This window comes from Corynebacterium sp. CCUG 51687 (assembly GCF_024453995.1).
Taxonomy (GTDB): domain Bacteria; phylum Actinomycetota; class Actinomycetes; order Mycobacteriales; family Mycobacteriaceae; genus Corynebacterium; species Corynebacterium pseudogenitalium.
The window spans coordinates 1-25,793 of the sequence record NZ_JAGPYT010000005.1; the positions used below are offsets into that span (position 1 = coordinate 1).

20 protein-coding genes are annotated in these 25,793 nt (G+C 61.5%); 1 reads left to right on the top strand and 19 read right to left on the bottom strand.

Annotated features, from left to right (window positions below; translation table 11 throughout):
- The 7 genes from KBX13_RS06300 to KBX13_RS06330 form a co-directional block, all read right to left on the bottom strand.
- Positions 1-3,260 (bottom strand): Rib/alpha-like domain-containing protein (locus tag KBX13_RS06300; RefSeq protein ID WP_256021277.1); only part of this gene is annotated, 3,260 nt, incomplete at its 3' end.
- A 658-nt stretch (positions 3,261-3,918) separates the two neighbouring features.
- Positions 3,919-4,383: a hypothetical protein gene (locus KBX13_RS06305; protein ID WP_256000833.1), complete on the bottom strand. Its 465-nt coding sequence runs from the start codon at positions 4,381-4,383 to the stop codon at positions 3,919-3,921.
- Complete coding sequence (locus KBX13_RS06310) at positions 4,380-4,805, bottom strand: helix-turn-helix domain-containing protein (RefSeq protein WP_256000832.1); 426 nt, start codon at positions 4,803-4,805, stop codon at positions 4,380-4,382. Before KBX13_RS06310 ends, KBX13_RS06305 begins: the two co-directional genes overlap by 4 nt.
- A 69-nt stretch (positions 4,806-4,874) precedes the next feature.
- Positions 4,875-5,471, bottom strand: a complete 597-nt coding sequence (locus KBX13_RS06315; protein ID WP_256000831.1) for a hypothetical protein — start codon at positions 5,469-5,471, stop codon at positions 4,875-4,877.
- An 85-nt stretch (positions 5,472-5,556) separates the two neighbouring features.
- Positions 5,557-9,672 carry a YPDG domain-containing protein gene (locus KBX13_RS06320; RefSeq protein ID WP_256021279.1) on the bottom strand — a complete coding sequence of 1,372 codons (4,116 nt, stop codon included), beginning with the start codon at positions 9,670-9,672 and terminating at the stop codon, positions 5,557-5,559.
- 85 nt (positions 9,673-9,757) lie between these two features.
- Entirely contained in the window at positions 9,758-10,921 is a 1,164-nt protein-coding gene (locus KBX13_RS06325; RefSeq protein WP_256021281.1) for an ATP-grasp domain-containing protein, read from the bottom strand.
- A gap of 257 nt (positions 10,922-11,178) precedes the next feature.
- A complete protein-coding gene (locus KBX13_RS06330) occupies positions 11,179-12,468 on the bottom strand; it encodes an adenylosuccinate synthase (RefSeq protein ID WP_070361829.1) in 1,290 nt (429 codons plus the stop codon).
- 50 nt (positions 12,469-12,518) lie between these two features.
- On the opposite strand from KBX13_RS06330, the gene KBX13_RS06335 reads away from it, so the two are divergent.
- On the top strand, positions 12,519-13,403 hold the full coding sequence (locus KBX13_RS06335; protein ID WP_256021283.1) for a hypothetical protein: 885 nt from the start codon (positions 12,519-12,521) through the stop codon (positions 13,401-13,403).
- Here the strand turns inward: KBX13_RS06335 and KBX13_RS06340 are convergent.
- The 12 genes from KBX13_RS06340 to KBX13_RS06395 form a co-directional block, all read right to left on the bottom strand.
- Positions 13,400-14,572 carry an aromatic acid exporter family protein gene (locus tag KBX13_RS06340; RefSeq protein WP_256021284.1) on the bottom strand — a complete coding sequence of 391 codons (1,173 nt, stop codon included), beginning with the start codon at positions 14,570-14,572 and terminating at the stop codon, positions 13,400-13,402. The genes KBX13_RS06335 and KBX13_RS06340 overlap by 4 nt on opposite strands.
- A 77-nt stretch (positions 14,573-14,649) precedes the next feature.
- Complete coding sequence (locus tag KBX13_RS06345) at positions 14,650-15,009, bottom strand: type II toxin-antitoxin system RelE/ParE family toxin (RefSeq protein ID WP_370687320.1); 360 nt, start codon at positions 15,007-15,009, stop codon at positions 14,650-14,652.
- On the bottom strand, positions 14,897-15,133 hold the full coding sequence (locus tag KBX13_RS06350; RefSeq protein WP_070361826.1) for a ribbon-helix-helix protein, CopG family: 237 nt from the start codon (positions 15,131-15,133) through the stop codon (positions 14,897-14,899). Before KBX13_RS06350 ends, KBX13_RS06345 begins: the two co-directional genes overlap by 113 nt.
- A gap of 520 nt (positions 15,134-15,653) precedes the next feature.
- Positions 15,654-16,694: a class II fructose-bisphosphate aldolase gene (gene fbaA / locus KBX13_RS06355; protein ID WP_255366129.1), complete on the bottom strand. Its 1,041-nt coding sequence runs from the start codon at positions 16,692-16,694 to the stop codon at positions 15,654-15,656.
- 45 nt (positions 16,695-16,739) lie between these two features.
- Positions 16,740-17,951 (bottom strand): glycoside hydrolase family 76 protein, encoded by a 1,212-nt coding sequence (locus KBX13_RS06360; protein ID WP_070361825.1) that lies wholly within the window; start codon positions 17,949-17,951, stop codon positions 16,740-16,742.
- A gap of 12 nt (positions 17,952-17,963) precedes the next feature.
- Entirely contained in the window at positions 17,964-18,629 is a 666-nt protein-coding gene (locus KBX13_RS06365) for an RNA methyltransferase (protein ID WP_070975598.1), read from the bottom strand.
- Positions 18,616-19,149, bottom strand: a complete 534-nt coding sequence (pyrE, locus tag KBX13_RS06370; RefSeq protein WP_070479573.1) for an orotate phosphoribosyltransferase — start codon at positions 19,147-19,149, stop codon at positions 18,616-18,618. The genes KBX13_RS06365 and pyrE overlap by 14 nt, the downstream gene beginning before the upstream one ends.
- Positions 19,139-20,290: a hypothetical protein gene (locus KBX13_RS06375; RefSeq protein WP_256021286.1), complete on the bottom strand. Its 1,152-nt coding sequence runs from the start codon at positions 20,288-20,290 to the stop codon at positions 19,139-19,141. Before KBX13_RS06375 ends, pyrE begins: the two co-directional genes overlap by 11 nt.
- A 12-nt stretch (positions 20,291-20,302) precedes the next feature.
- Entirely contained in the window at positions 20,303-21,145 is an 843-nt protein-coding gene (locus KBX13_RS06380; RefSeq protein ID WP_256000819.1) for a sulfurtransferase, read from the bottom strand.
- A gap of 23 nt (positions 21,146-21,168) precedes the next feature.
- Complete coding sequence (locus tag KBX13_RS06385) at positions 21,169-21,582, bottom strand: DUF4265 domain-containing protein (protein ID WP_070479576.1); 414 nt, start codon at positions 21,580-21,582, stop codon at positions 21,169-21,171.
- Between the two features lie 22 nt (positions 21,583-21,604).
- Positions 21,605-24,163, bottom strand: a complete 2,559-nt coding sequence (clpB, locus tag KBX13_RS06390) for an ATP-dependent chaperone ClpB (RefSeq protein WP_256021288.1) — start codon at positions 24,161-24,163, stop codon at positions 21,605-21,607.
- Positions 24,164-24,428: 265 nt separating this feature from the next.
- Complete coding sequence (locus KBX13_RS06395) at positions 24,429-25,781, bottom strand: sodium/glutamate symporter (protein WP_070479579.1); 1,353 nt, start codon at positions 25,779-25,781, stop codon at positions 24,429-24,431.
- Positions 25,782-25,793: the final 12 nt, after the last annotated feature.

The following is a 25,793-nucleotide window of genomic DNA, read 5'->3' on the forward strand; positions in this document are numbered from 1 at the left end:
GTCACGATGACGGTGACCGGCTTATCACCAGCGGTAGTGGTATCCGGATCTTCCTTGTACTTGAACGTCGTGCCCTTTGGCAGCTTGTCAGCATCCTTGACGTTGTCCTTCGGTTCCGGCTTCTTGCCGGTTTCAACCGTCTGGTCCTGGCCCTGCGGATCATGTTGGTCAGCCTGCGTGACCTTATCCTGAACAACGACCTTGGCCTCAACCTCGTCGGTGGAACCATCCGGGTAGGTCACGATGACGGTGACCGGCTTATCACCAGCGGTAGTGGTATCCGGATCTTCCTTGTACTTGAACGTCGTGCCCTTCGGCAGCTTGTCCGCATCCTTGACGTTGTCTTTCGGTTCCGGCTTCTTGCCGGTTTCGACCGTCTGGTCCTTACCTTGCGGGTCGAACTGCTCGGCTTGATCCTTAGCGACCTTCACCGTCACCGGCACCTCATCGGTGGTGCCATCCGGGTAGGTCACAACGACCACAGCCTTCTTATCACCAGAAGTGTCGGTCTTCGGAGCTTCCTTCCAGGCGTACTTGGTGCCCTCCGGAAGCTCGTCCTTGTTCGCGATCGAATCCTCAGCCTTCGGCTCAGAGTTCTTCGCAACCTCCTGGTCCTGGCCCTGCGGGTCGAACTGCTCAGCCTGATCCTTGGCAACCTTCACCGTCACCGGCACCTCATCGGTGGTGCCATCCGGGTAGGTCACAACAACGACAGCCTTCTTATCACCAGAAGTGTCGGTCTTCGGCGCATCCTTCCAGGTGTACTTGGTGCCCTCCGGAAGCTCGTCCTTGTTCGCGATCGAGTCCTCAGCCTTCGGCTCGGAGTTCTTCGCAACCTCCTGGTCCTGGCCCTGCGGGTCGTACTTACCCGCCTGGTCGGTGACCTTCAACGGCACAACGTCGGTGTGCTCGGTCTCGTTGCCGTCCTGATCCACCAACGTGTAAGTGACGGTGACGTTCGGTTTCTCTTCGGAAGCGTCAACCGTCTTCTTCGGCTTGCCGGTGATTGTGCCGTCCTTGAGTTCGAGGCCCTCCGGGAGACCCTCAACCTTGATAGAGCCGTTCTTCAGCTCGTAGCCCTGCGGCAGCTTGTCAAAGCCTTCCGGCTTCACTTCCTGCTTGTAGTCCTCGCCGACGACGCCGTCGGCAAGCTTGGTGTCCGTCACCGTGATCTTGGTGACCACCTGCTCCTTACGCTTCTGCGGAACGAGCTTCTTTTCGGTCTTCTCGACGCGCTTTTCCGGATCTTGCTCGTCCGGGTTTTCGTAGACCGGTTTGCCGTCGTCGTCAAGCACCGGCACTTCTTGCTCGACCATGACCTCGACCTCGCGGGTCACGATGACCTCGGTGGTGCCCGGGGTGGTCGGCTTGCCGGTGATCTTGCCGGTCTTCGGGTCGATCTCCAGGCCTGCAGGCAAGTCGTTAGCCGAGTAGGACGGTTCAGCGCCCTCCTTCATATTGTCCGGCAGATCCTTGAACAGCGGCGTGACGTCGTTATCCGGGAAATCGGTTCCCACCGAACCCAACGGCAGCGGCTCAGGAACAACAGCGGTGAAGGAGTCTGCGATCTCCCAACGATCAGACGGCTCACCGGAAGCCGGGTCAACAGAAACCAGCGCAGCGGTGTAGACGGTTGTCTCCTTCAGGTCTTCCGGAGCCTGGAAATCACAAGACTCGAGCGCACCCTTGTCATCGCTCTTGATCTTGCACATCGCGTCCTTGATCTCGGTCTGGGTGCCGTCCGGGGCGGTGGCGTACCAACGGATTGCGTACTCCGTGTTCGGCAGCAGGCCGGACGTCTTCGTGGTCACCTTGGAGCCGGGACGACCCTTGTTGTCGTAGGAGTTGTACTCCGGAATATCGAAGATCGGCTGTGCAGTCATCAACGGGAACTGCAGACCGTTCATGTTCGCGCCAGCAATAACGGTGCCCTGGTCGCCGTAGTTCATGAACATGTTGGCGACGAACGCAGAGTTCTTCACGTCGCGACCCTCGATGTTCGGGTAGATGTACATGTAGTCAGTGTTGATGTGGCGCACGTCGTACAACGAAGCACCGGTAAACACGTTGACCCACTGGTTCTGATAGTCGTCGGCGACCTTGCCCCAGTCTTCGTCGCTGACCACATTGTTCACACCGAAGTTGGCCTTGTCGCGCGAGTAGCCCAGCGTGCCCTTGAACGGCAAGTAAATCGTGCCGTCGTCCTTAGACGGGGCAACCACGGTCTCCGCAATGTGGGAGCCTTCGCCGTGCTCATCCTGGTACGCCTTGATGATGCGTTCCTGGTTCGCACGCTCCTGCTCAACGGTGTAGTTCGGGTTCTCGTTCTTCCAGGCGTCAATCTGACGCGCGACTTCGTCGTTGAGGTACGACGCGACAATCTCGATTCCGCCAGCGGCGCGATCGCCGCGGCTCGGCTGGTACTTGTAGTAACCCGGCAAGGTACCGGCAGACTCACCAGTCTCCCACCACACCATGGACTCGTTCGGGTGGGCAATGCTCTTGATCGCGCCAAAGTCTCCGTAGTACGGGAACTGACCATCAACCGTCGGCTCACCAGTCTCGCCATCGAGGGCTCGGGTCCAATCCTTCTCCGGCTTAGCCAACCAACCAACGTGGTTCGGCTTCTCTTCCAGCACAAAACGGCCGTTGGTAATACGGGAACCAGCAGGGCCTGCAGTAAAGTTCCAAGATTCCTGCACACGGTCCGTAATCGAGGTGTAACGACCCGAGTTGAAGTCACCCGCGGCAACCACCGAGTACTTGCTTGGATCCGGGTTCTCGCCCCACACGCGGACGCGAACGCCACCGGCGGCCAGCCAGAACGGCGGCGCGTCGACCTCGTTGGTCACGTTTTCAGACAGGTCGAAGGAGAAGCGACCCTCGGAATCGGTCGTGGTATAGAACGTCGGCGAGACCTCACCGTTCTTGGTCACGTACTGCAGGTAGATGACATTGCCCTTGAGCGGCTCATTGTTCGAAGACAAGTCATCGTGGCGGCCATCCTTATTGATGTACGCCCAGCCGTGATAGCCATAGAAATCACGCCAGCCACCCTTAGTAAAGATGGCGTTTGGCACCTGCTTGTTCTTACCCTCGCCTTGCTGGGCGCCCTTGTCAGCGCTTGAGGCAGGAGCAGCAGAAGCCGGCGGGTTGTCTTGTGCAAACGCAACAGGTTGAGCCAGCGGGGCCACCAGTGCAAAGGACAACGCCGCGGCGGCAATCGAAGTGCCGCGACGTGCCGTGATGCTCTTTCGCATATGTTTCTTCCTTCTTCCCGAAGATCTGAATGTCCAGAAAGTTGTGTCCGTGCCCGTCAATAAGGTGCACAGACCTTTCCCGAAACTAAACAATATCGACAGGAGTGCACTGTTCCAGGAATCCTTTTTCGCGAGAAACTTGCGCAATTCCGCCCGCATTCACCCCCTATTCGGCCGGAATCCACAGCAGCCTGCATCGACCCAAACTGAAGCCCCATCCCCGGCCGGTTACTTTTCTTTTGGTTAAAGCGTTTTAAGAATGGATTGATAACGGCCCTATTTCTTTTGACTTTCAACAGCAGTCAAGCGGATTACCGCCAAACATTCTTTGAGCCCCAACGGGAATAGAGCCCAAACACATCCACCGAAACACAAACGTAGCGCTCACGACATTTGTGCCAGACCTTTAGTTCAGTGTCTTATCCGGCAATTGCCGAAACGAGTTCCTCCCTGAGTTTTTCCCGACAAAGATCAGCCAAAGTGATGGCGAGAATTCTCCAAGAAGGGCGAAACACCCCCCCAATAGGGGCACTCTATTGATTGACATAAGTCGGTCTACTTCGAGTTTTCTACACAGAAGCTGAGATAGACCGACGGAAACTCCGGCGCTTCCTCCCCCAGCACGCCGATCTATAAAGTGACCTGCTCGATCGCCACATCAGGAGTTTTCAGTACGCAGACGCTGCCTCATATCACCGATAAAGCGACTTTCAGTATCGAGCGAAAAGCGAGCATGAATCAGTTGGCGGCTACGAGTCAACGCCACCTGTTCATATTTACAGACGGCAAAGAGCTGCGGAAGAGCGATATCGCAGACAAACGTTTCCCATGTGTCCAAGTCGAATTGAGGGCTATCCTCCCGCTTATCCCACACACCTTCAGCCTGAACGGTGTAATACACCTTCCCCGGCTCATTTAAAGCAAGGTTCAACCGAACCTTCACCACATCTTGAGCGTTTGCCTCATTAAGAGTCGGAAGCTGTGCGCCGAGACTCAACGGGGCCTTTCCATGAGGATTGGGGCCGTTCGGCGTTGGAACCACTGCCACTGCGGGAGTGCTAAATGTTGAGTGGCTAAAGAACCTGTTGGACAGTTCGTAAACATTGTCGACCACTTGAATCACCTGTGTATCGGTTGGAAATCCGACGTGACATATTCTTCAAACTCTCGAGCCAGATCGATATCTTCACTCACCAATTCGACATCGTAAGTGGCTTCTCGAGTGTCATACTGCGCTCGCCGTGCACGCTCCTCCGTGATAGTCGGATATGAATCACGCTTAAAAACGACGATACTTACGAAACCATCAATCGCCTCCGCATAGTCCGCCAAGGTTTGAAGCTGCAGGTTGGATACGGGATTGATGGATTCAATTTGGCTCACCCTCGCCTTGGACAATCCGCCCATTCGCTCGCCGACTTGCTCTTGCGATAATCCACGTTCCTTACGCAAAGTCCGCATACTGTGGATAAGCTCAATGAACACCTCCTGCTGGTCAATGCCAGCCTTATCTTGTTCATACAACTGATCAAGAATGTTGTTCATCTTGAATTTCACCTCCAACTCGACAAAGTCAATATATAGCTTAACTTACTGACGTTATATCCAGCTAGCCTAATCTGCATACATTGTGGGGTCGGGTGGCCTAACTTCACTCTTTTCGCTAGCCGCGAATCGAGTCACCGAAACCATGGCTTTGACAATATCCTTTGTCTGCCGACCTCGTCGCATCTGATCTTTCGTGCCACCACCACCCACAATGACTCGGTTCCGTGGTTTCCCCTCCAGGTCAGAGACATCGCTGAAGTAGACCCGGTGAGCCGACGCCGGATTGTCGTGCTGGCTGTATAACTCCCCCATCCAGATCAGGCTTACATCACTAGGCAATTGCGTCGGTTCAACTTTCCTCCCTACAGGAATTCGATGTACTCCATCCTCGTTTACGACTGAGTCCGAAAGCTCAACGTTATCCGATTCGTCGAGGCAGCTCCCAGGCCTGTTTAGCCAGTTAAGTTTGGCAAGAAAGTCCCTGCTGACCTTCGCATATTGACGCGGCGCTTTTCGATCTTTTCGAAGCCACGCGATGTATTCAGCGAATTCCTCGGTGACGTCCCAACGTTTACCGCCGTCATCACAAGGCTCAGTTGGGATGTAGCAATGGGGCTGGCTGCCAAACTCCGGTGGATCGGACTCAAGAGGATTCTGCGACATACTCACATACTATTGCGCCGGTACCCTATCGATCATCAACCATTCGAACATATTTCCGACACCGTTTATTTTCGAAAATCCGCCCCTACTTCTTACTGCTCAACCCGTCCTTGTTTACCTCGGGTCCGCACTGCGTATAGATCAGCGCACTGAGCGCCACGCCGAACGCCAGCAGGCCCGCGCCAGCCAGCGCGATCTCCGGGTTCTTCACGCCGGACTGGCCGCCAGGGCCGAACGCGTCGGCCATCGCCTTGCGCATCGGAGCAAGCGCCTGCTGCACGCCAGGGATCTCCTGCGCCGCGATACCCAGCGGCAGCAGCAACAGCAGCGGCACGCCAGCCGCGACGGAAACCGCAATGCACTTCTCCACTTCCCAGCGCTCCGAGCCTGCATCCGGTGCCTGCGTCGTCGTAGGCACCGGGGTAGTGGTCTCGGTTGGTTGCTCCGGCGACGTGGTCGGGGTCGGGGCGGGCGCGGCGAACGGGTTCGTGCGCTGTTCCAGCTCGTCGAGGTTGGACACGCCGTCACCGTCGGCGTCGGCTGTGCGGTCGAGCAGCGGGTGCTTGTGGGCGTCGATAAGCTCGAAGGCCGCCGTGGCCAGCTCGACGCGGCCGTCCTCGTGCTCGATGATGACGTTGACCGCCGGGCGCAACACATGTTGGAAGTCCACCGCGAACTGGGCCCACACCGGCGGGCGAAGCTGCACCACGCCGTCGCGGGCGCTGCCGTATGCCTCGTCGAAGAGCGCGGCCAGGAACTCCCGCGACGGTGCGACTGCGTGGATCTGACCAGTGTTTTCGTCGAGTGTGAACTCCCAGCCGTGCGCGCCGGCCGGGGCGTGCATCTCATAGCTGCGGACCAGCGCCAGCGAGTCGGCGAACGGGTCGCGCGTCATGACGCGTCCACCCATGTCAACCGGCACGCGGCCGAGCGCGCTGTTCGGATCCGCGTAGTTCGCGCGGGCGTCCCCCGGCGGAATCGGGGCCGACGAGGTGGTCGGCACTGGGGTGGTGCCCGGCGCGGTCGCTGGGGTGGTCGGAACCTGCGAGGTCGCCTCGCTTGTCGACGTCCCCTTCGTCGTCACCGGCGCTGGTTCAGGCGTCGCGGTGGACGTCGACACCGTCGCCGTAGGGGCAGCTGAGGTCGGTGTAGTGGAAGTCGGCGCTGTCGTCGTGGCCGAGGCGGCCACGCGGACGCGCACCGGCATCACGTCGGAGGAGCCGTCCTTGTAGCGCACCGTGATATCGAAGACAACGGTGCCTGGGGTCGCGTCCTTCGGCGCGTGCAGCTTCACCGCGTCGCCTTCGACGGTAACGCCCCAGTCCAGCGGGCCACTGACCGAGACCTCTGCATCCTTCGGCAGGGCATCGCCCAGGTTGTCCAGCGTGACATCTCCGTTGGCCTTCGTCGTCGCGCCCTGGTACTTCGGAGTGTAGAGGTCCGCGACGTTCTCGGTAACGCGCAGCGGAATGCGGCCGATCTCTTCGCCGGTAGAGAGCGCGGAGACGACAATCACGTAGTCGTCGCCCGGCTTGGTCTCCACCGGGACGGTCAGCAGCATCGCGCCAGAATCCAGGTCCAGGTCTACTGAGGCACCCTCAACAGACTTCCCTTCGGCACCGATGCGCTCCAGGCGGGCCTGTGCGTTGCCGGCGTGCTCCACCGTCGGAACCAGACGCTCCTGGTGTGCACCCGCCGCTACTGACTGCTGCTCAACCGTGCTCAGTACCGGCAGTGGCATGCGGAGGCGAACCTTCGCCACGCCGCGGATCGGGTCCTCGTACGGCACGTGCGCCACGACCGGGACCTCAACATCAGTGAGCTGGCGGTGTGACACATCGACCGTGAGCTCGCCGGTGTCGGCGTCGATAGTGACGCCCTCCACGGGGCGCTCCAGCTCGAACTGGGTGCCCTCGAACGTGAGCTTCTCATGCTTCTTCGTCGCGCGGTCATCGAACGTCGGCGCCGGGAACTTCGCCGTCTGCCCCGGCTCCACCTGCTGCTCCTTGTACTCCAAGGCATACTGGGCAACGTGCGGCACGAATGTCGCAATCGCGGCCGACACCGGACGCGAGACCGGGCCCTGCGAACCCTGCGCATCATAACGCTGGATCTTGTTACTCGGGTCCAGCATCTCCACCGGAATCTCAATGCGCTCGCCAACCTGGTCCATGCGTGGCGTGAAACGGACCACGCCCTCATCATCCACGCTTACCTGGGACGCGTCAACCCCGAACGGCAGCGAACCCAGCTGGAACTCCGCGCGCTCCGGCTTCGCCTCCACCGGATTCGAATCGGGGTTATCAAAGCTCGGCGTGGCCTCCGCCGGTCTACCGACGGCCGCCTCAACCGGATCCCCGTACTCCAGGAACATGTGCGTCACCGCAAACGAATCCTGCGCCAACATCGCCTGCACGTTGCCAGCGTCCGACGCGTAGAACAGGCGGGCAATGTACGTATCGCCCTGCTTCGCATCATCCGGCACCTTGAAGTCACACGACGCAATGCGCGCCTGGTCATCCGGCGTCGTTGCCTTGCACTCGTGAACCCGTTCGCCTTCGTCGTCATACCAGACGATTTTGTAACTCAATCCCTTCGAAAGCGGCACGCCCGAACCAAACGTGCGAACCGTCTCCCCCGGAGGCGCCCAGTTGTTAAACGTGTTCCGCTTCTCCACGTGGAACTTCAAGGGGGCCGTCGACAAGGCGTAGCGCGGCGAGCTCACCAGCGTCGACCCAGCGTACGCCGAGCCTGCCGAAAGCTTTAACCACGGCACGTCCGACCCCGACCAATAATCAAAACTACCGCCGGGCCCCGGGCCACCCCAGTACCCCAACGCCCACGGGTGGATCGCGCCGACGTTGTTCGGCAGCTCCTTGCCATCCGGGGTCAAAATCGAGACAAACGACCAATCCCAGTTAATATGCTTCGAATACATATTGCCCTTGGCCCACGAGCCCTCATCCCACGACTCCGCAACCCGGTGATGCCAGCTTCCTACCAGACCGGGATAGCTGTAAGTGTCACCGTAGGTACCCCGCCAGTACAGGTTAAAGTCACCATTCTCGTCCGTCGTGGTCACGGCGGTTTCCGCGATCCAGCTCTGGTCCTTCGCAACCTGCTCATTAATCCACAGCTGCAGCTGCTTCTCATCCTCCGGAGTCCACGATCGGCTACGCACCTTCTTGCCGAACTGCTTCTTGCCATACTCGAGCGTCTTCGCCACTGCCTCATCCGACAAGTAGGAGCCGACCACCATCATCCCAGCAGCCGGCGCATCCCCCGCATTGTTCGTCATCGACTCCTGGTAGCGCCGGTTATACGGCGTATCCACCGTATTCCAAAACATCTGCCCCGTGTACACACCAAACGGAGTTCCCGAGCCGTCATTGTCAACCCACTTCGAGCGGTCCTTCAGATGCTGCGCCGAGTTCCTCCGGTCCTGGTACGCCACGAAGAACCCATTCACCTTGCCGCCACGCCACCAACCATTCGTTTCATACGAAGGCGTCACATTGCCCAACCAATTCGTCGGCGGCACAATACCCGCCGGTTGATGAATCAGGCGGTAGTCATCCCGGACGCTCTCCGGCAGCTCCACCCAGACGCGCAGCTTCTCACGCAACTGATCACGCCCGCGATCACCCGAACCAACCACGCCGACCGTCGCATCCGCCAAAAACTCACGCTCCACCCCACGCGCATCCACATACGGCTGCAGCTTCAGCGAAAAGTTCCCGTTCTCATCCACCTCCGTATAAAACGTCGGCGACGAATGCTCCGTATACACGCCCTCATACCACTGCGCGAACACACGAATCGGCTCCCGACGCACCGGCGCCCACGTCCCCGGATGCAACGCCGGCGTCAAATTCCCCGAACCATCATCAACCATCACCGGCCGCCCCAGCGGCTCCCCCTTGCGGTTCGTCAGCACCTTCGCCGACGCACTCACCGTCCGCGCCGAACGCGCCACCTCCATCGGCAGCTTCACCGAACCACTCACCGTCGCCGGATCATCCGGATTCCCCGGCGAAAACAAGGCCTCCGTCGAATGCAGCGCCTGCGCATAATCCGGCGCAACCACGTTCAGAAACGGCTTCGCCGCCTCCACATCAATCTGCGCCGACGCCTGCGGCACCACAATTGACGACGCCACCACCGCAGCAACCACCGCCATACCCAACCGGGAAGTGTTCATGCGCAGACAACTCCATCTCTAAAAAAGATTGCAGTAATCTGTCAATTAAACCAGTAAACTAGTCCAAATCCAACACGGGCCCGGTTCAGAGGCGCGACGCAGCCAGCGTCGCCCGGTCCCGCGCCTCCTGCGCCGACTCACCCGTCGACGTCACCACCGCAGCACCATCCACAAAACGCACCCCGGTCTCCGCGACCGACATCGCCTTCGCCAGATCGTCCACGCTCGGGACAACATCCTCCACCAGGACCATTGCGCCCGGGCTGACCAAGGTGGCGTCAATAGGCAGGCCAATCACCGCCCTCGCGTGCAACGAGCACTGGTTCAGGCGCTGCGTCGCACGCGTCAGCAACCCATCCAAGGACGGGCGCGGGCGCGCATCAGAGAAGTACACGTCATCACCGGCCACGAACATCTCCACCGCGTACACACCCTGCCCGCCGAGCGCCCCCGTAATCCGCGCCGCAATCGACCTTGCGTTCCCCGCCGCAGCCTCCGACAACACCGCCGGCTGCCACGCCTCCACCAAACGGCCGCGCTCATGCCGCGTACCGATCGGCTCACAGAACCACGTCGCCAACTCACCCGTCGCCGGGTCCACCGAACGAGCCGCCAAAATCGTCAACTCAAAATCAAACTCAATAAACCGCTCCACGACCACCGAACCCTCCGGGTCCACCTCCGCAGCCGCCTCCCACGCCTTGACCACCTCGACGTTCAAGTCTTCCTCACTCCGCAGCACCGTCTGGCCCTGCCCCTCCGACGAGCGCCCCGGCTTCACGACGACCGGCAAACCCAACCGCAACGCCGCCTCCTCCAGCTCCTCCGGAGAACGAACGAACTCACAACGCAACGTCGGCAAACCCAAGGAATCCGTCGCCGTCGCCCGCACACCCTCACGCGAACTGCACAGCTCCTGCGCCTCCACCGACGGCGCCACAATCGACCCGGCGCGCTCCTCCAGCTCCTTCAGCACCTCAGAGTCCACCCCGGCGCCCGCCACCGTCAACGACGGATACCGCTGCTGCATGTCTTCCGGGTCTATTTCAGTGGTGCGCAGATGCGTCACGTCAAACCCGAGCTGCTTGAAGGACCACGCGAGCTCCTCCTCAACCACGCTGTCGCCCAGCACCAGCACCTGGCGAGGGTCGCACCTCAAATCCCGCGCGGGGTCGAGCTGAGTGATGGGCTCGTTGTCGAGCTGCTGTTGCTGCTCTGACTGCTGCTCTTCGGGCATTGCTGCGTTCATAGTGGTCAGCATATTCAGCTGCGTATGTGGCGAGCAAACTTGAACGGGCTTGAATGAGCCCTGGAGGGGGAAGGTGTGCTCTCGAGCGGAGTCGGGAAATTGTGAACAAATTTGCTTGTGTGCGCTGTCACAAAAACTGCAATTTTGTTCACGATTTTCCGAATAAAGTTGAGAGGCATATATCCACCTCTCGGCTCCAAACAAAAAGAGGACCTGGGAGCGTCTCCCAGGTCCCGATCTTCGAAGGAAGCAGGAATCTAGCGATCCATCACGTCGAAGCGGACGATGGTCTGGTCGCGGCCAGGGCCGACGCCGATGTAGCTGATCGGCGCGCCGGAGAGCTCCTCAAGGCGGAGGACGTAGTCCTGGGCCTTCTGCGGGAGCTCTTCGAAGGTGGTGCAGCCGGTGATGTCTTCGTCCCAGGCCGGCATCGTCTCGTAGATGGGGGTGGCGTGGTGGAAGTCGGACTGGGTCAGCGGCATTTCGTCGTGGCGGACGCCGTCGACGTCGTAGGCTACACAGATCGGGATTTCGCCGATGCCGGTGAGGACGTCGAGTTTGGTCAGGAAGTAGTCGGTGAAGCCGTTGACGCGGGCGGCGTAGCGGGCGACGACGGAGTCGTACCAGCCGCAGCGGCGCTTGCGACCGGTGTTCACGCCGACTTCGCCGCCGGTTTCCTGCAGGTACTCGCCCCACTTATCAAACAGCTCGGTTGGGAACGGGCCCGCGCCGACACGGGTGGTGTACGCCTTGACGATGCCCAGGGTCGCCGTGATCTTGGTCGGCCCGATGCCGGAGCCGACGCAGGCACCGCCGGCGGTCGGGTTGGAGGAGGTCACGAACGGGTAGGTGCCGTGGTCGACGTCGAGCATGGTGGCCTGGCCGCCCTCCATGAGGACGTGCTTGCCTTCGGCGAGTCCGGTGTTGAGAACGTTTTCGGCGTCGATAATCATGGGCTTGAGGCGTTCGGCGTAGGACATGAAGTAGTCCATCATTGCGTCGGCTTCGATGGCGCGGCGGTTGTACATCTTGACCAGCATTTGGTTCTTGACGTCCAGCGCCGATTCGATCTTCTGGCGGAGGATCGATTCGTCGAGGATGTCTTGGACGCGCAGACCGACGCGGGCGACTTTGTCGGCGTAGGTGGGGCCGATGCCGCGGCCGGTGGTGCCGATGGCGCGCTTGCCCAGGAAGCGTTCCTGGACGCGGTCGAGTGTCTGGTGGTAGGGCGCGACGAGGTGCGCGTTGCCGGAGATGCGGAGGCGCGAGGCGTTGGCGCCTCGGGCTTCGAGGCCGTCGATTTCGTCGAAGAGCGCTTCGAGGTTGATAACGACGCCGTTGCCCAGGATCGGGGTGGCGTTCTCGCTGAGCACGCCGGCCGGCAGCAGTTTCAGTTCGTACTTTTCGCCGCCCACAACTACTGTGTGACCTGCGTTGTTACCGCCGTTGGGTTTGACTACGTAGTCGACTTTCCCGCCGAGGATATCGGTGGCTTTGCCTTTCCCCTCGTCGCCCCATTGGGCGCCGACAATGATGATGGCGGACATTCTCTCTCCTTTAATAGGCACTAATCCGGGCTTATTGTAGCGTGAATGGCATGCGTCTTCTTCATTGTGCGTGTGCTAGCTCCCTCACAGTTCCGGGTGCGGAGGAGGTCACACTTCCGGAGGTGCCGTCGAGAAGTGAGCTTTCCTTTCTTCTCGACGCCGCCAGCTCCGCCCTCCCCCACGACCCGACGCCGAGCCTGGCGGAGATCCAGAAGTCGCCGTCGGTGGAGCACCTGGGCGCCCCGCAGCTGGCGCCGCAGCGACCGGAGGAGCGACTGCGCGTAATCGTGTCCGGCAGTGACGCGGCGCTGAGCGCTGTGCTGACGCGGCTGATGCGCGCGGACGTGATGTGGGTGGAGGTGGCCTACCTGCCCACCGATCCGACATCGCCGGCGGCGGTGGCGTGGGGCGCGGGGTCCGTGGACCTGGCCGTCGAGGGGCCGGTGGTGCCGTCGCCGTGTATTAGGACGGACACGGGCGTGGTGGTGGCCGGTTCGGCGACGCTCTCCCACGGGGATGGGCGCGATGAGTACGTGGGGGAGATTGTTGTGGACTCGCAGCAGCTGGTGATGCGCACCGGCGAGGAACCCTCCGCACGGTTCTTCGGGCAGTTCGGGGCGCGCCTGGTGCCCACCCCTGATGCTCCGGGGCTGGCGGCGTCACGGCTGGTCACGCCACTTGTCGTCCCGGAGGGGCGCCGCGTGGACCCGCAGCGCCTCGAGGGTCTTGCGGGCATGCCGCTGGGCAGCTTGCTCACGAAAGGCAAAACGGTCGCCCCGGCCCTCACGGACCCGGCGACCGTGCTTACCGGCCGGGCACTACAGTCCGGCGGGGAGGACATCACGCTGGTGGTGGACGGTGTCGCCCACTCGCGGCCACTGCAGCGGGTGACGTTCTACCGCCACCTGCGCGACATCCAGTCGGTGCGCGGTTAGCGCAAATCGAAGGACTCCGGCGGGTACGCCGGCGTGTCAGAGGTCGGCGCCAACGCCGCCAACGCCGACTCCCTCGACATGCCACACACCTGCAACAGGTCCACCGTCAGCGAGCGCGTCTGCGCCAAAATCGCGTACTCCGACAACACAGCGTCCTTCTCCAGCATGTCTACCGAGGAGCCCTGCGCCACCGCTCGCAACTCGTTCACGATCTGCGGGATCACCGTTGCCTGCGCACGCCGCGACTTCACCTCGTACACCTCAGAAATGTCCAGGCACGCCTTAGCCAACACATCGATCAACTCAATCTGCTTCGGCGAGACGTGGTCCCCGTCCTCACACAGCACCAGCGCCCGACGCGCCAGCACTCGGCACGAACGCACCGCGTTATCCACCGGCGGGATCACCAAGCTCAGGGAATTAATGTAGCGGCGCGCGCCCCACAAAAACGGAGAAATCTTCGTTGTTTCCTTGCCCGCGTTCACCGCCGACGCCATATCGTCAATATCCGTCTGCGACCCGCGAATCGCCTCCAAAGCATCATCGATCACCAAGGGGTCGCGGTCGGTGAGGCCGGAGGCGACGTCGTCAAGCACTGAACTCATCAACCCCATCAAGCTCGAAATCTCCGCGCGCACCGGCTCCATCGGCCCCTGCGGAATCAGAGCAATCGTGGCCAACGCCACCATGCAGCCCACCGCCGCGTCAATCGTGCGGTCAAAACCCGTCACCTCCGCACCGGGCGGCATAATCGTCGCGATCAGAATCGAACCAATCGCCACCTGGTTATTCACCAACTGCGACTTCGAAAAGAACGACGCAATCAACAAACTGCCCGACACAATCGCCGCAATCTGCCAACCCCCATCCCCCAACCTGTAAAACAGCGAATCCCCCACCAGCACGCCGAGCGCACAACCAATCGAGAGGTCAATCGCCTTCGTAATACGCTCCCCACCCGACATGCCAATAATGATCACCACCGAAATCGGGGCAAAAAATGGCTTCGCGTTGCCAATAATGTCCCCCGCGATCCAATACGCAATACCCGCCGCGATACCCATCTGCAGAATCGGCAACAGGCGCTTACGCACACGCATCAACCGCGCCTGAATCGACTGATCCACCGACGCCAACCGCGCGCGCGTACCCATTCTCTCTTTCGCCATGCCATAACCATAGCGCCCCGGGTGGTCGTGCCGTTTTCGTTCCGGTCGACGGGAGCAGCGTGGGTGAGGGCGGTCCACTACCTATAAATTTCTCCACGGTGCCCCACATCAACCACCAACACCGTCACCGTGTCATCTTGAATCTCAGCAATTACCCGATAGTCCCCGACACGCCAACGCCACAACCCTGACATTCCACCTACAAGGGCTTTACCGCGGACGCGTGGATCATTCAACCGCGACAAATCACCCAAGACTTGAAAAAGCCGACGCTGTACCTGCTTGTCTAGCCGTCGCACCGCCTTTCGTGCCCTAGGCGAAAACTCAATCTGCCAGGCCACACTCGGCCTTAAGTTCATCGAGGGTAACAGTTTCCAGCTCGCCCCTACGAACAGCTTCCGCCTCAGCCTGAAGCTCGTAGATATATTCAGCGTCATCAAGATAGGCCTCAATTGCCTCACGGATGTAGAACGCCTTTGGCCTACCTGTCTTTGTAGCAAGCTCGTCAAGCCGACGTTTCTGGACTTCGTCCATTCGCAAACTAATCACTGATCCACTCATGTATACATGTATACACAAGCCTGCCAAGCCTGTCACCCCAAGCCAGCAGTCCCTCGACAGCAAATACAAAATAGTCACATTTCAAGACACCTAACCGCATGAAGTGTGAAGTGCTGGAACCTTCCAGACGCTTTCAGTGCCAATAGACGCACCGCATTTTTCGCGACCTGGGCTTTTGCCGGATTCGGCGGAAGGGATTGCGTCCTTTGGCACTGGCTAGAAAGGCGGCGACACCAGATTCCAGGTTTTTGGAGAAGCGGCTTCGTAAAACCCCAGGTCGCGGGGACCTGGAGAGGGAATTTGGTGCGCACGCAAAAGGCCAAGACACCAAATTCCCGGATTCCAGAAAACCGCCACAACAAAACCCCAGGTCGTCCCTGGCCAAACAGGGATTTTGGTGCACAGCAGGCCGCAAAGGACCCCCAAAGGACCCCCAAAGGGGCCCAAACCACCCCACACACGAAGAAACCCCCAGGACCGCGAGGATCCCAGGGGGTTTCAGGAAAAGCAAGCAGTACGACTACTTGGACACGGAGGTGCCAACGGAGCGCAGGTCCTGGCAGGCCTCGATGACGCGGTCGGCCATGCCCTGCTCAGCCTTCTTCATGTAGGAGCGTGGGTCGTAGACCTTCTTGTTGCCCACTTCGCCGTCGATCTTCAGGACGCCGTCGTAGTTCTCGAACATGTGGGAGACCACTGGGCGGGTGAAGGCGTACTGGGTGTCGGTGTCAACGTTCATCTTGATGACGCCGTAGCGCAGGGCCTCCTCGATCTTCTCCTTCTCGGAGCCGGAGCCGCCGTGGAAGACGAAGTCGAATGGGTTGGTGCCGGCTGCGAGGCCGAGCTTCTTCTCTGCAACCTTCTGGCCCATGTCCAGGACCTCTGGGCGCAGCTTCACGTTGCCTGGCTTGTACACGCCGTGGACGTTGCCGAAGGTTGCGGCCAGCAGGTAACGGCCGTTCTCGCCGGTGCCCAGTGCGTCGATGGTCTTCTCGAAGTCCTCCTCGCTGGTGTACAGGTTCGCGCCGGCCTTAGCCTGGACGCCGTCCTCTTCGCCACCGACGACGCCGATCTCGACCTCGAGGATGATGTTGGCCTTGTGCGCCTTCTCCAGGAGTTCCTGGGCGACCTCAAGGTTGTGGTCGATTGGGATAGCGGAGCCGTCCCACATGTGGGACTGGAACAGTGGGTTCTCGCCGCGGTCGACGCGCTCCTGGGAGATCGCGATGAGTGGGCGGACGTACTCGTCGAGAACCTCGAGCTGGCAGTGGTCGGTGTGCAGCGCAATGTTGACGTCGTAGTGCTTAGCAATCTCATGAGCGAACGCAGCCAGCGCCTGGGCACCAGCAACCTTGTTCTTCACGGACAGGCCAGAGCCGAACTCTGCGCCGCCGGTCGAGAACTGGATGATGCCGTCAGACTCGGCTTCTGCGAAACCACGAATTGCGGCGTTGATGGTCTCAGACGAGGTGCAGTTGATGGCCGGGTATGCGAACCCGCCCTTCTTTGCAGTGTCGAGCATCTGGTTGTAGACCTCAGGGGTTGCAATTGGCATGAAGATAACCTCCACTAGAGCTTCTTAGGTACGCCAACCAGTATGCCTGCTTTACTGACTATTTGCAGCCGCCACCCGTGCAGCGGCCTCCAGAAGCATCCACCCGGAAAGCTGTACTGAAAGGTCCCTCTCATCAATTCGGACCAACCCGACGGCCTCGCTCAGAGACGAAGGACCGAGCCCATAATTGTGGGGAAGGCGGGCGTCTTCTGTCCACCGCGCGGAGAAGATCGGCAGCCCGTCGACCTCCAAACGATGGGACCAAAGGGACTCCGCCGAGGCCATAATCAGCCTTGATGCTATCTTTTTGGTCGCGATGTTCTGGCGGGAATCTTCAGGGAGACGGACTGCAACATCGGCAAGGTAGCGTGCCAGAATTCCCTTGAAGAGTCCGCCGTCGCCGTCGCCGGATTCGTAGGACTTGTTCAGAATCACCCCCTGGGGGGTAGCCATATGCAGGACAATCGCTTCCACGATTGCCCGGATATGTGTGATGTAAAACACGGAATCGTCGGCGCGTTTTGAGTACGCGAAGGAGTCGATTGGCTCGTCGTCGCGAAGTCCGACGTCGGCGCGCAACGCCAGCGCGATCTCTAGGCTCGCGCCGAGCACCGTGCCCTGGTTGTACGTATACAGCTTGTCGACGACCTCCGGGCCATGCATCCGCATCCGGATCCCGTCCTGCACCAGGCCTGACTCGGTGACCAGGTTGTCGAACGTCCAGTCAAGCAGCTCGCGGGCCTTGTCCAGGCGGCCAGTGCGCGCGAACAAGAGGGCGGCCGGGCCGTTCGACGGCACGTTGTAGAAAGTCTCCTCCGTGCGCCACGGCAGCACACCCATCACCGGGTCGATGCCGGCCAGCAGGTCGAACTCCAGGGCGTCGAGGGCCTTCGTGCGGCGCGCCAAGCCCTCGTCGACGGCGCGGTTCCACGCCAGGGCCAGCCAGGCTTTGTCGTCGTAGTACTTGTTCTTCGTCAGCTTGCCCAGGTTGCGGCGCTGGATGCCACGCAGGGTGTCTTTGAGGCGGCGCTTGTGGGTTTTGGTGGGGCGTCGAATAGCGGCGTCGATCTGGCAGTCCAAATAGTGGGCCTGCCACCAATAGTGCCAGTGCCAGTAGAGGCGATCCTTCGAGCCCGGCGGCCACGTGACCACCGCGAGGTTCGTCTTCGGCAGCCCCCACAGGCGGGAGGCGTGCCGCTCCTGCACAGCCGATTGAGCCAGGTCAGCGCGGTGCGACCATGTTTCCGCGGCGGATTCTTCCACAACCTTCACCTTTCACCAAGCAGTACTCAAGTCGGCGTGCTGGCGTATCCACGCGTGCATCGCGATGCCCGCGGCAACACCCGCGTTAATCGAGCGCGTCGAGCCGAACTGCGCAATCGAGCACGTCATCGACGCCTCGCGCTGCGTCTCGTCCGTAATGCCGGGACCTTCCTGCCCGAACACTAACACGCAGCGCTGCGGAAGTTCCGCCGTTTCGAGCGGCACGCAGCCGGGCGTGTTATCGATCGCCACAATCGGCAGGTCGTGCTCCTTGGCCCACTGGGCGAAGTCCTCGATCGTCGCGTGGTGGCGGATGTGCTGGTAGCGGTCCGTCACCATCGCACCGCGCCGGTTCCAGCGCCGCCGCCCAATAATGTGGACTTCCTCGGCGAGAAACGCGTTCGCGGTGCGCACCACGGTGCCGATGTTGGCGTCGTTCTCAAAGTTCTCAATCGCAACATGGAACGGGTGGCGCCTTTTGTCCAGCTCCTCGCGGATCGCCTCGAGCGACCAGTAGCGGTAGGCGTCCACTACGTTGCGACGATCCCCCTCCTCCAAAAACTGCGGATCCAGGCGGGGGTCATCCGGCCACGGGCCCTCCCACGGGCCTACGCCGTGGCGGCCCTCATTCCACTCCGTCGGTCCTTTGGCCTGCTCAGCCTGCTCAGTTGAGTCCAAGGTCCTCGAGCCCCAGCAGGAATCGGTAGTCCAGGCCGGCCTCGTGCAAGGCGTCGGCGGCGCCAGTCGCTCGGTCCACCACGGTGGCCACCGCGACGACCTCAGCGCCCTCGGCGCGCACGGCCTCCACCGCGGTCAGCGGGGAGTTGCCCGTCGTGGTGGTGTCCTCCACCACAAGGACCTTCTTGCCAACAATCGACGGCCCCTCAATCCGGCGCTGCATCCCGTGCTTCTTCGCCTCCTTGCGCACCACGAACGCGTCGATCGGGCGGCCGTCAGCGTGCATCACGGCCGTGGCCACCGGGTCCGCACCCAGCGTCAGGCCACCAACCGCGTCGAACTCCAAGTCCGCCGTCATCTCACGCAACAGCTTGCCGATCAGCGGCGCCGCCTCATGGTGCAACGTCGCACGACGCAGATCCACGTAGTAGTCCGCCTCCTTCCCGGAGGAAAGCGTGACCTTACCGTGGACCACGGCAAGTTCCTTCACCAGCTCTGCGAGGCGTGCTTTATCGTTCATGATCGGATGGCTCCTTCTCGGTGTCTGTGGTGTCTGACGAGTCGTTGAAAATTGTGGAGGGCTGCTGCTCGCGGCGCACTCTGGTCAAATCATAGAGCTGCGCGCCGTCATCGGCAGGTGAACCGTCCGCGATCGGCGCCACAGAATCCGCCCCGATCTCGTGGTCCTCCAACTCGCCGAATCCGCCGCCGGTCACACGGGTCGGCAGCTCGAGTGGTTCCTCCGGGCGCTGCACCGGCGGGGTCTCCGGCGCAGGCGCCTCCTCGGAGCCGAGCGCCGGGGCGAGCTCGGCCGCCTCGCGCGGCGGCAGCGTGCGTGCCGCGTCCGCCAGTAGCGCCAGCGGCGCGAACGTGTCCTCCCAGTCCTGCGGCGTCGAACCGCGCTCCAGTTGGGCCAGCACCCAGTCCTGCTCGCACCACACCGCGCACACACTTTCGGGCATCTCGCGCAGGGCGGTGCGCACGCGCACGTCGATGAAGCGCAGGACGGGACCGGGCTCGTTCGTGAATAGCTCGAAGCCCTCGACGGTTTCCACCAGCACCAAATCCGCCGAGGAATCCGCCTGGAACTGCGGACGGCGCATATCCACCACGATGTCGCTGACCTCACCCGTTGCGACGGCCACCACCGTCACACCGCCAAGGTCCACCACGCGGACATCATGGCCGTAGACCTGGCCCGCCACGACATCGCGTGGCTCCGCACCGGACGCCGCCGCACCCCGGTGCCACTCGTCGACCAGGTACTCATCCACCTTGGAGAAGCGGAAGCCGTGCTGTTCCGCCCACAGGCGGCGCTCCCGGCGCGACGCGCCCGGCAGCTGCAGGCCCGACATGCGGTGCGGGCGCTTCGGGGCAGGCTCGGGCGCCGGTGCAGGTTCGGGCTCCGGCTCCGGTACCGGCTCCGGCTCCAGTTGGGGCTCTGGCTCCGGGGCAGGCTCGGGCTCTGGTTCCGGCTCTTCTTCCACCTCGAGCGCAGGCTCCTGCTCGGCCTCAGGCTCCACGTCCGGCTCAGCCTCAGGCGAGGGCTCGGCTGGTGGCGGAGGGGGCGTCGATAAGGAGGGAGACGCAGGTGCAAACCACAACCAGACAGCCGCGACCACGAGCAGCGCGGCCAGCCCAAACAACACGTAAGCAATCATCGAAGATTGATACTACAGTGCCGTGGCGACCTTATTCCCCAACCGTGCACTCCACTGCGACCAGCCACCCACATAATGCGTGGCCACCGGCAGGCCCGCGTGCTCCATCGCCGCGATGAGCAGCGCGGAGTGGTTGCCCGAACCCGAGTACGTAATCATCTTCGCCGGGTCCGTATTCTGCGTCACTCCCAGGCTTGCGAAGCGGTCGCGGATGTAGTCCGTCTCCTTGACCTTCCTCGTTTCCTTGCAGAACAGGTCCGCCGCCGGCAGGTTCAGCGCAGACGGGATGTGGCCCGCCTTCAAGTCCAGTACTTCTCGACGCCCAGCAAAGCGCTTCTCATCACGCGCATCAATCAGGATGCCCTCGAACTGCTGTACGTCCTCCAGCGTCGCCACCGGAAGCTTGCTGCCCTCCAGTTCCAGGTCGCGCGGCACAACCACGTTGCCTGGGCCGGCGATGGTCTTGAGGCCCTCGGCCTCCCACTCGCGGAAGCCGCCGTCGATAATGTGGACGTGCTCCAGGCCAGCCCAGCGCATGATCCACCACGCGCGGGCGGCGAAGACGCCGGAGCCCTGGTCGTAGATGAAGACCGGGCGGTTCGCCTCGACGCCCCACTCCTCGAGCGCCTCATCGATCACGGCGAGTGACGGCAGCGGATTGCGGCCCTCGCGGCGGCCCGGCATGCCCACGAGGTGGCCCTCCAGGTCACCGTAGACGGCCGTCGGAATGTGCTCGGACTGAAACTTCTGCCAGGCCTTGCCTGCCTCCGGCTCCCAAGAAACATCGAGCACCGTCTGCTTCTTGCCGGACTTAATACGTTCGTACAGCTCCTGCGGAGAAATAAAAACAGTCATACATAACACCATACGCGTATGCCTCACGCTGTATAGCCAGGTGCGAGCTGGATCACGCCAGAAGCAGCCAAACCCTCCAGCCACTCATCAATACCGGCCTTCGGACAATCCGCACCTATCGACGCCGCCAACATCCCACCCGGGCCCATCTCCACCCGGCAACCAAACGCCAACAACGTCTCCGCCAGCGAAAACGGCGACTCCCCCTGCGGCAAAATCCGCACCGTGGACGCACCCCCGCGCACCACGACCTTATTCACGTGGAACATGCCGCCAACGCGCACGCACTCCACGATGTCCCCCACCGCCAACGACACATCCACAAACGGCACCGACGCAACGACGAAGTGGCCACCACCAAGCTGGTGAGCCTCAAGTTGCTCGTTCTCCACGCCTGGCACGGCCACCCGTGTGTAAATCGTCGTCGTTGGTTGCATGGACAGCAGTGTAGCCCGAACGCTACTTCGCTGCAGACACCACCAACTCCTCACCGCCTTCCGCGACATCAACCTGCACCGCATCACCATCACGGATCGCGCCGGCCAGCAGCTCCTTCGCCAACCGGTCACCGATCGCCTGCTGGATCACGCGACGCAACGGGCGCGCACCATAGGCAGGGTCGTAGCCGCGGTCCGCGAGCCAGGCCTTCGCGGCGTCGGAGACGCGGAGCTGGAGGCGTCGAGAAGCAAGGCGATCGGCGAGCGTGCCCAGCTGAATATCGACGATGCCCACCAGCTGCTCCTTCGTCAGCGGCTCGAACACCACCACATCATCGAGACGGTTGATGAACTCCGGCTTGAAGTGCGCCTTCACCGCGTTCATAATCTGCTCGCGGTCGCCGCCCGCGCCCAAGTTCGACGTCAGAATGATCACCGTGTTACGGAAATCCACCGTGCGGCCCTGGCCGTCGGTCAGGCGGCCCTCGTCGAGGACCTGCAGCAACACATCGAACACATCCTGGTGCGCCTTCTCAACCTCATCAAACAGCACCAGCGAGTACGGGCGACGGCGCACAGCCTCAGTGAGCTGGCCGCCAGCGTCGTAGCCGACGTACCCCGGAGGGGCACCGACCAAACGCGCAACCGAGTGCTTCTCGCCATACTCCGACATATCGATGCGCACCATCGCCGCCTCGTCATCGAAGAGGAACTCCGACAGCGCCTTCGCAAGCTCCGTCTTACCCACGCCAGTTGGGCCCAGGAACAGGAAGGAACCAATCGGACGGTTTGGATCCGCAACGCCCGCACGCGAACGCCGCACCGCATCGGACACAGCCACGACAGCTTCCTTCTGACCCACAACGCGGCCAGCCAGGATTGCCTCCATGTCCAGCAGCTTCTCGGTCTCCCCCTGCATCATCTTGCCCGCAGGGATACCCGTCCACGCCGACACAACCTCAGCAATCACCTCAGGAGAAACCTCCTCCGTGAGCATCGTCCTTGACGACGCCCCCGCCGCCTCCTCAGCGTCCTTGACCTGCTGCTCCAGCTCCGGAATGCGGCCGTAGCGCAGCTCCGAGACCTTCGCGTAATCGCCCTCGCGCTCCGCGATCTCGGACTCGTTGCGCAGGTGCTCCAGCTCCTCCTTCGCAGCCTGCACCTTATCGATCTCCGCCTTCTCATTCGACCAACGTGCCTTCAGCTCACCAAGCTTCTCTCGTTGATCCGCCAACTCCTGGCGCAGCGTACCCAGCCGTTCCTTCGACGCCTCGTCGGACTCCTTCTGCAGCGCGATCTCCTCGATCTCAAGCCTGCGCACGATACGCTCCAGCTCATCAATCTCCTGCGGCGAAGAATCAATCTCCATCCGCAGACGCGACCCCGCCTCATCGACCAGGTCAATCGCCTTATCCGGCAAGAACCGGTTCGTTATGTAACGGTTCGACAGCTCCGCAGCCGCCACCAACGCCGAATCCTGAATCCGCACGCCGTGGTGCACCTCGTAGCGCTCCTTCAGGCCACGCAGAATACCGATCGTGTCCTCCACAGTCGGCTCACCCACGTACACCTGCTGGAAACGACGCTCCAACGCCGCATCCTTCTCGATGAACTGGCGGTACTCATCCAACGTCGTCGCACCAACCAGCCGCAGCTCGCCACGCGCCAACATCGGCTTAATCATGTTGCCCGCGTCCATCGCGCCCTCGCCCGTGGCACCGGCGCCGACGATGGTGTGCAGCTCGTCAATAAACGTGATGATCTGCCCGTCGGACTCCTTAATCTCGTCCAACACCGCCTTCAGACGCTCCTCGAACTCGCCGCGGTACTTCGCGCCCGCAACCATCGAGCCCAGATCCAGGGAAATCAGCGTCTTGCCCTTCAGCGACTCCGGGACGTCACCCGCCACGATGCGCCGTGCCAAGCCCTCGACAATCGCCGTCTTACCGACACCCGGCTCACCAATCAACACCGGATTATTCTTCGTGCGGCGGGAAAGCACCTGCACCACGCGACGGATCTCACTGTCGCGCCCAATGACGGGGTCAATCCGGCCCTCACGCGCACGCGCCGTCAGGTCCGTCGAATACTTCTCCAACGCCTGGAACTGATCCTCCGGCGACTCCGACGTCACCTTCTTATTCCCGCGCACCGACTGGAACGCAGCCTTAATCGCCTCAAACGTGGCGCCACGCTTCTTCAGCAACTCCGCCGCGTCATCATTACCGCGCGCGATACCAGCCAACAGCACCTCGGTGGACACGAACTCATCACCGAGCTCGCCCGCCAACTCCTGCGCCGCATTCAACGCATTCAGACCATCGCGGTTAAAGTTCGGATTCGCCATGTTCTGGCCCTCCGCCTTCGGGTATGTGTTCACTAGCTCAGCAGCCTCTTTGGCCACCGTCTGCGGGTCCACACCCGTCGCCTGCAACACCGGCGCCGCAATCCCATCCTCCTGCTTCAGGATCGCCTCAAGTAAATGCGCCGGGCGAATATCCGGGTTGCCCTTCGCCGACGCCTGCTGCAGCGCCTGCTGCAACGCTTCCTGCGTTTTCGTAGTTGGGTTAAACGAAGACATGTCCGTTTTCCTTTCTCTTTGCGTTTTGTTTTGTTGTTCACTCTCCCTAACGCACGAGAAGTTGAGTCTGTTCCACTCAAGGTTGGATGTGGGGCGTTTTCGGGGGTGGCGTTGCAGATTTAGGGCTCGGCGAGCCCTTGGAAACGCACTGGAAGCGCACGTCAAAACGCAAATGGTAGTAACAGGATTGTAGTAATCCCCGAAAAATGGCCCCAAAAAGCGGATTACTACATTCCTGTTACTACCATCTAGAAAAATGCCGGCCCTATTCCTGGGCAGCCACGGCCCCTGAGCCGTGTTTCTTGGCGGGCACCCACTTCAGCGCGAACGCCACGACCACCACCGCAACGGCGATCAGGAACGACACCCAGCCGAACGCGGTGGTGAACCCGGCAATGATGGCGATTGGGGCGAGGATGGTCATACCGATCTCGAAAGGGGCGAAGCCGACGTAGGCCACACCGTATTCGTTGAGAGTGCCGGACTTCAGTTTGGGGTCGACCATCTTGAGCAGGGCGATACCGGTGGCGACGGCGGCGGTTGCCCAGCCCCAGCCGAAGATGCCGCGCTCGAGCCAGTTTTCGCCGAAGAAGAGCGGGCCGGCCCAGGCCATCCATACGACGCAGAAGACGGTGCCGAGCACGAACATGATGAGCAGGGCCTGCCAGTACCCGGCGAGTGCTGCGGGGACGATGGAGGCGATGCCGAAGGCGATCATGAAGTCGGTGGCGGCGCCGGAGACGGTGGAGATGGTTTCGCGATCGAGGTAGTTGGGTCGCTTGAAGGCGACGAGCAGGCCGCGGCCGATGAGGCCGATGACGAAGGCCATGGCGAACAGTGGGATGGAGACGTTGCTCCACATGCTCTTGATCCAGGTGTTGACGGTGTAGGCGATCAGCACGGTGATGAGGATGAATCCGGCGTGGAGTGCCAGCGGTTCGATGGAGGATGGGTTGGTGGTTGCGCGTCCGATGGAGGGGCGCTCGGACTCAGCGGCGATGTAGCCGGTGCGCAGGTCTTCGGGGAGGGTGCCACGGAGTTCGGTTGCCTTGCCTTTGCGGATGCCCCAGTTTGCGACGATGACGCCACCAACGATGGCCACCAGGGTTCCCACTGTGGCGGAGGTGAATCCGATGGAGGACGCTTCGGCGATGCCGATGTCCTCAAGTGCAGAGCCGACGGCGGCGGCGGTGCCGAAGCCGCCGACGAAGCCGACCGGGAGCATCATGCCGAACCATGGTTCGGTGCCGAAGAATGGCGCGAAGAAGTACAGCCCCAGGAGGATAAAGATGCCCCACTGGCCCATGAACATGGCCGTCGAGTAGCCCCACATGTTGCGGGCGCCTGAGGCGACGGAGCCGCCGAGGTTCATGGAGTAGGCCATGGAGGCGAACACGACGGCGATGAGCAGCGTTGTATAGGTGCCGACTTGGTCGGACCAGTGAATGACGCCGAGGACTTCCTGGCCGAGGATGAGCCCGAGCAGCCCGGCGGTGATCGGTGCCGGCAGGAGCAGCGCCTGTAACACTTTCAGTCGGTTTCGGAGCACGTTTCCGATGATGAGCAGGATGGAGATCCATCCGATATCCGTCAGAAGTGTGTACGGCGTGTAGTCCACTGCGGCACCTTT

Excerpts from the sequence above, each read along its gene's own strand:
- KBX13_RS06310 (WP_256000832.1), bottom strand. The coding sequence starts at position 4,805 with ATGAACAACATTCTTGATCAGTTGTATGAACAAGATAAGGCTGGCATT.
- KBX13_RS06315 (WP_256000831.1), bottom strand. The coding sequence starts at position 5,471 with ATGTCGCAGAATCCTCTTGAGTCCGATCCACCGGAGTTTGGCAGCCAG.
- KBX13_RS06320 (WP_256021279.1), bottom strand. The coding sequence starts at position 9,672 with ATGAACACTTCCCGGTTGGGTATGGCGGTGGTTGCTGCGGTGGTGGCG.
- KBX13_RS06325 (WP_256021281.1), bottom strand. The coding sequence starts at position 10,921 with ATGAACGCAGCAATGCCCGAAGAGCAGCAGTCAGAGCAGCAACAGCAG.
- KBX13_RS06330 (WP_070361829.1), bottom strand. The coding sequence starts at position 12,468 with ATGTCCGCCATCATCATTGTCGGCGCCCAATGGGGCGACGAGGGGAAA.
- KBX13_RS06335 (WP_256021283.1), top strand. The coding sequence starts at position 12,519 with ATGCGTCTTCTTCATTGTGCGTGTGCTAGCTCCCTCACAGTTCCGGGT.
- KBX13_RS06340 (WP_256021284.1), bottom strand. The coding sequence starts at position 14,572 with ATGGCGAAAGAGAGAATGGGTACGCGCGCGCGGTTGGCGTCGGTGGAT.
- KBX13_RS06345 (WP_370687320.1), bottom strand. The coding sequence starts at position 15,009 with ATGACGCTGAATATATCTACGAGCTTCAGGCTGAGGCGGAAGCTGTTC.
- KBX13_RS06350 (WP_070361826.1), bottom strand. The coding sequence starts at position 15,133 with ATGAGTGGATCAGTGATTAGTTTGCGAATGGACGAAGTCCAGAAACGT.
- pyrE (WP_070479573.1), bottom strand. The coding sequence starts at position 19,149 with ATGAACGATAAAGCACGCCTCGCAGAGCTGGTGAAGGAACTTGCCGTG.
- KBX13_RS06375 (WP_256021286.1), bottom strand. The coding sequence starts at position 20,290 with ATGATTGCTTACGTGTTGTTTGGGCTGGCCGCGCTGCTCGTGGTCGCG.
- KBX13_RS06380 (WP_256000819.1), bottom strand. The coding sequence starts at position 21,145 with ATGACTGTTTTTATTTCTCCGCAGGAGCTGTACGAACGTATTAAGTCC.
- KBX13_RS06385 (WP_070479576.1), bottom strand. The coding sequence starts at position 21,582 with ATGCAACCAACGACGACGATTTACACACGGGTGGCCGTGCCAGGCGTG.
- clpB (WP_256021288.1), bottom strand. The coding sequence starts at position 24,163 with ATGTCTTCGTTTAACCCAACTACGAAAACGCAGGAAGCGTTGCAGCAG.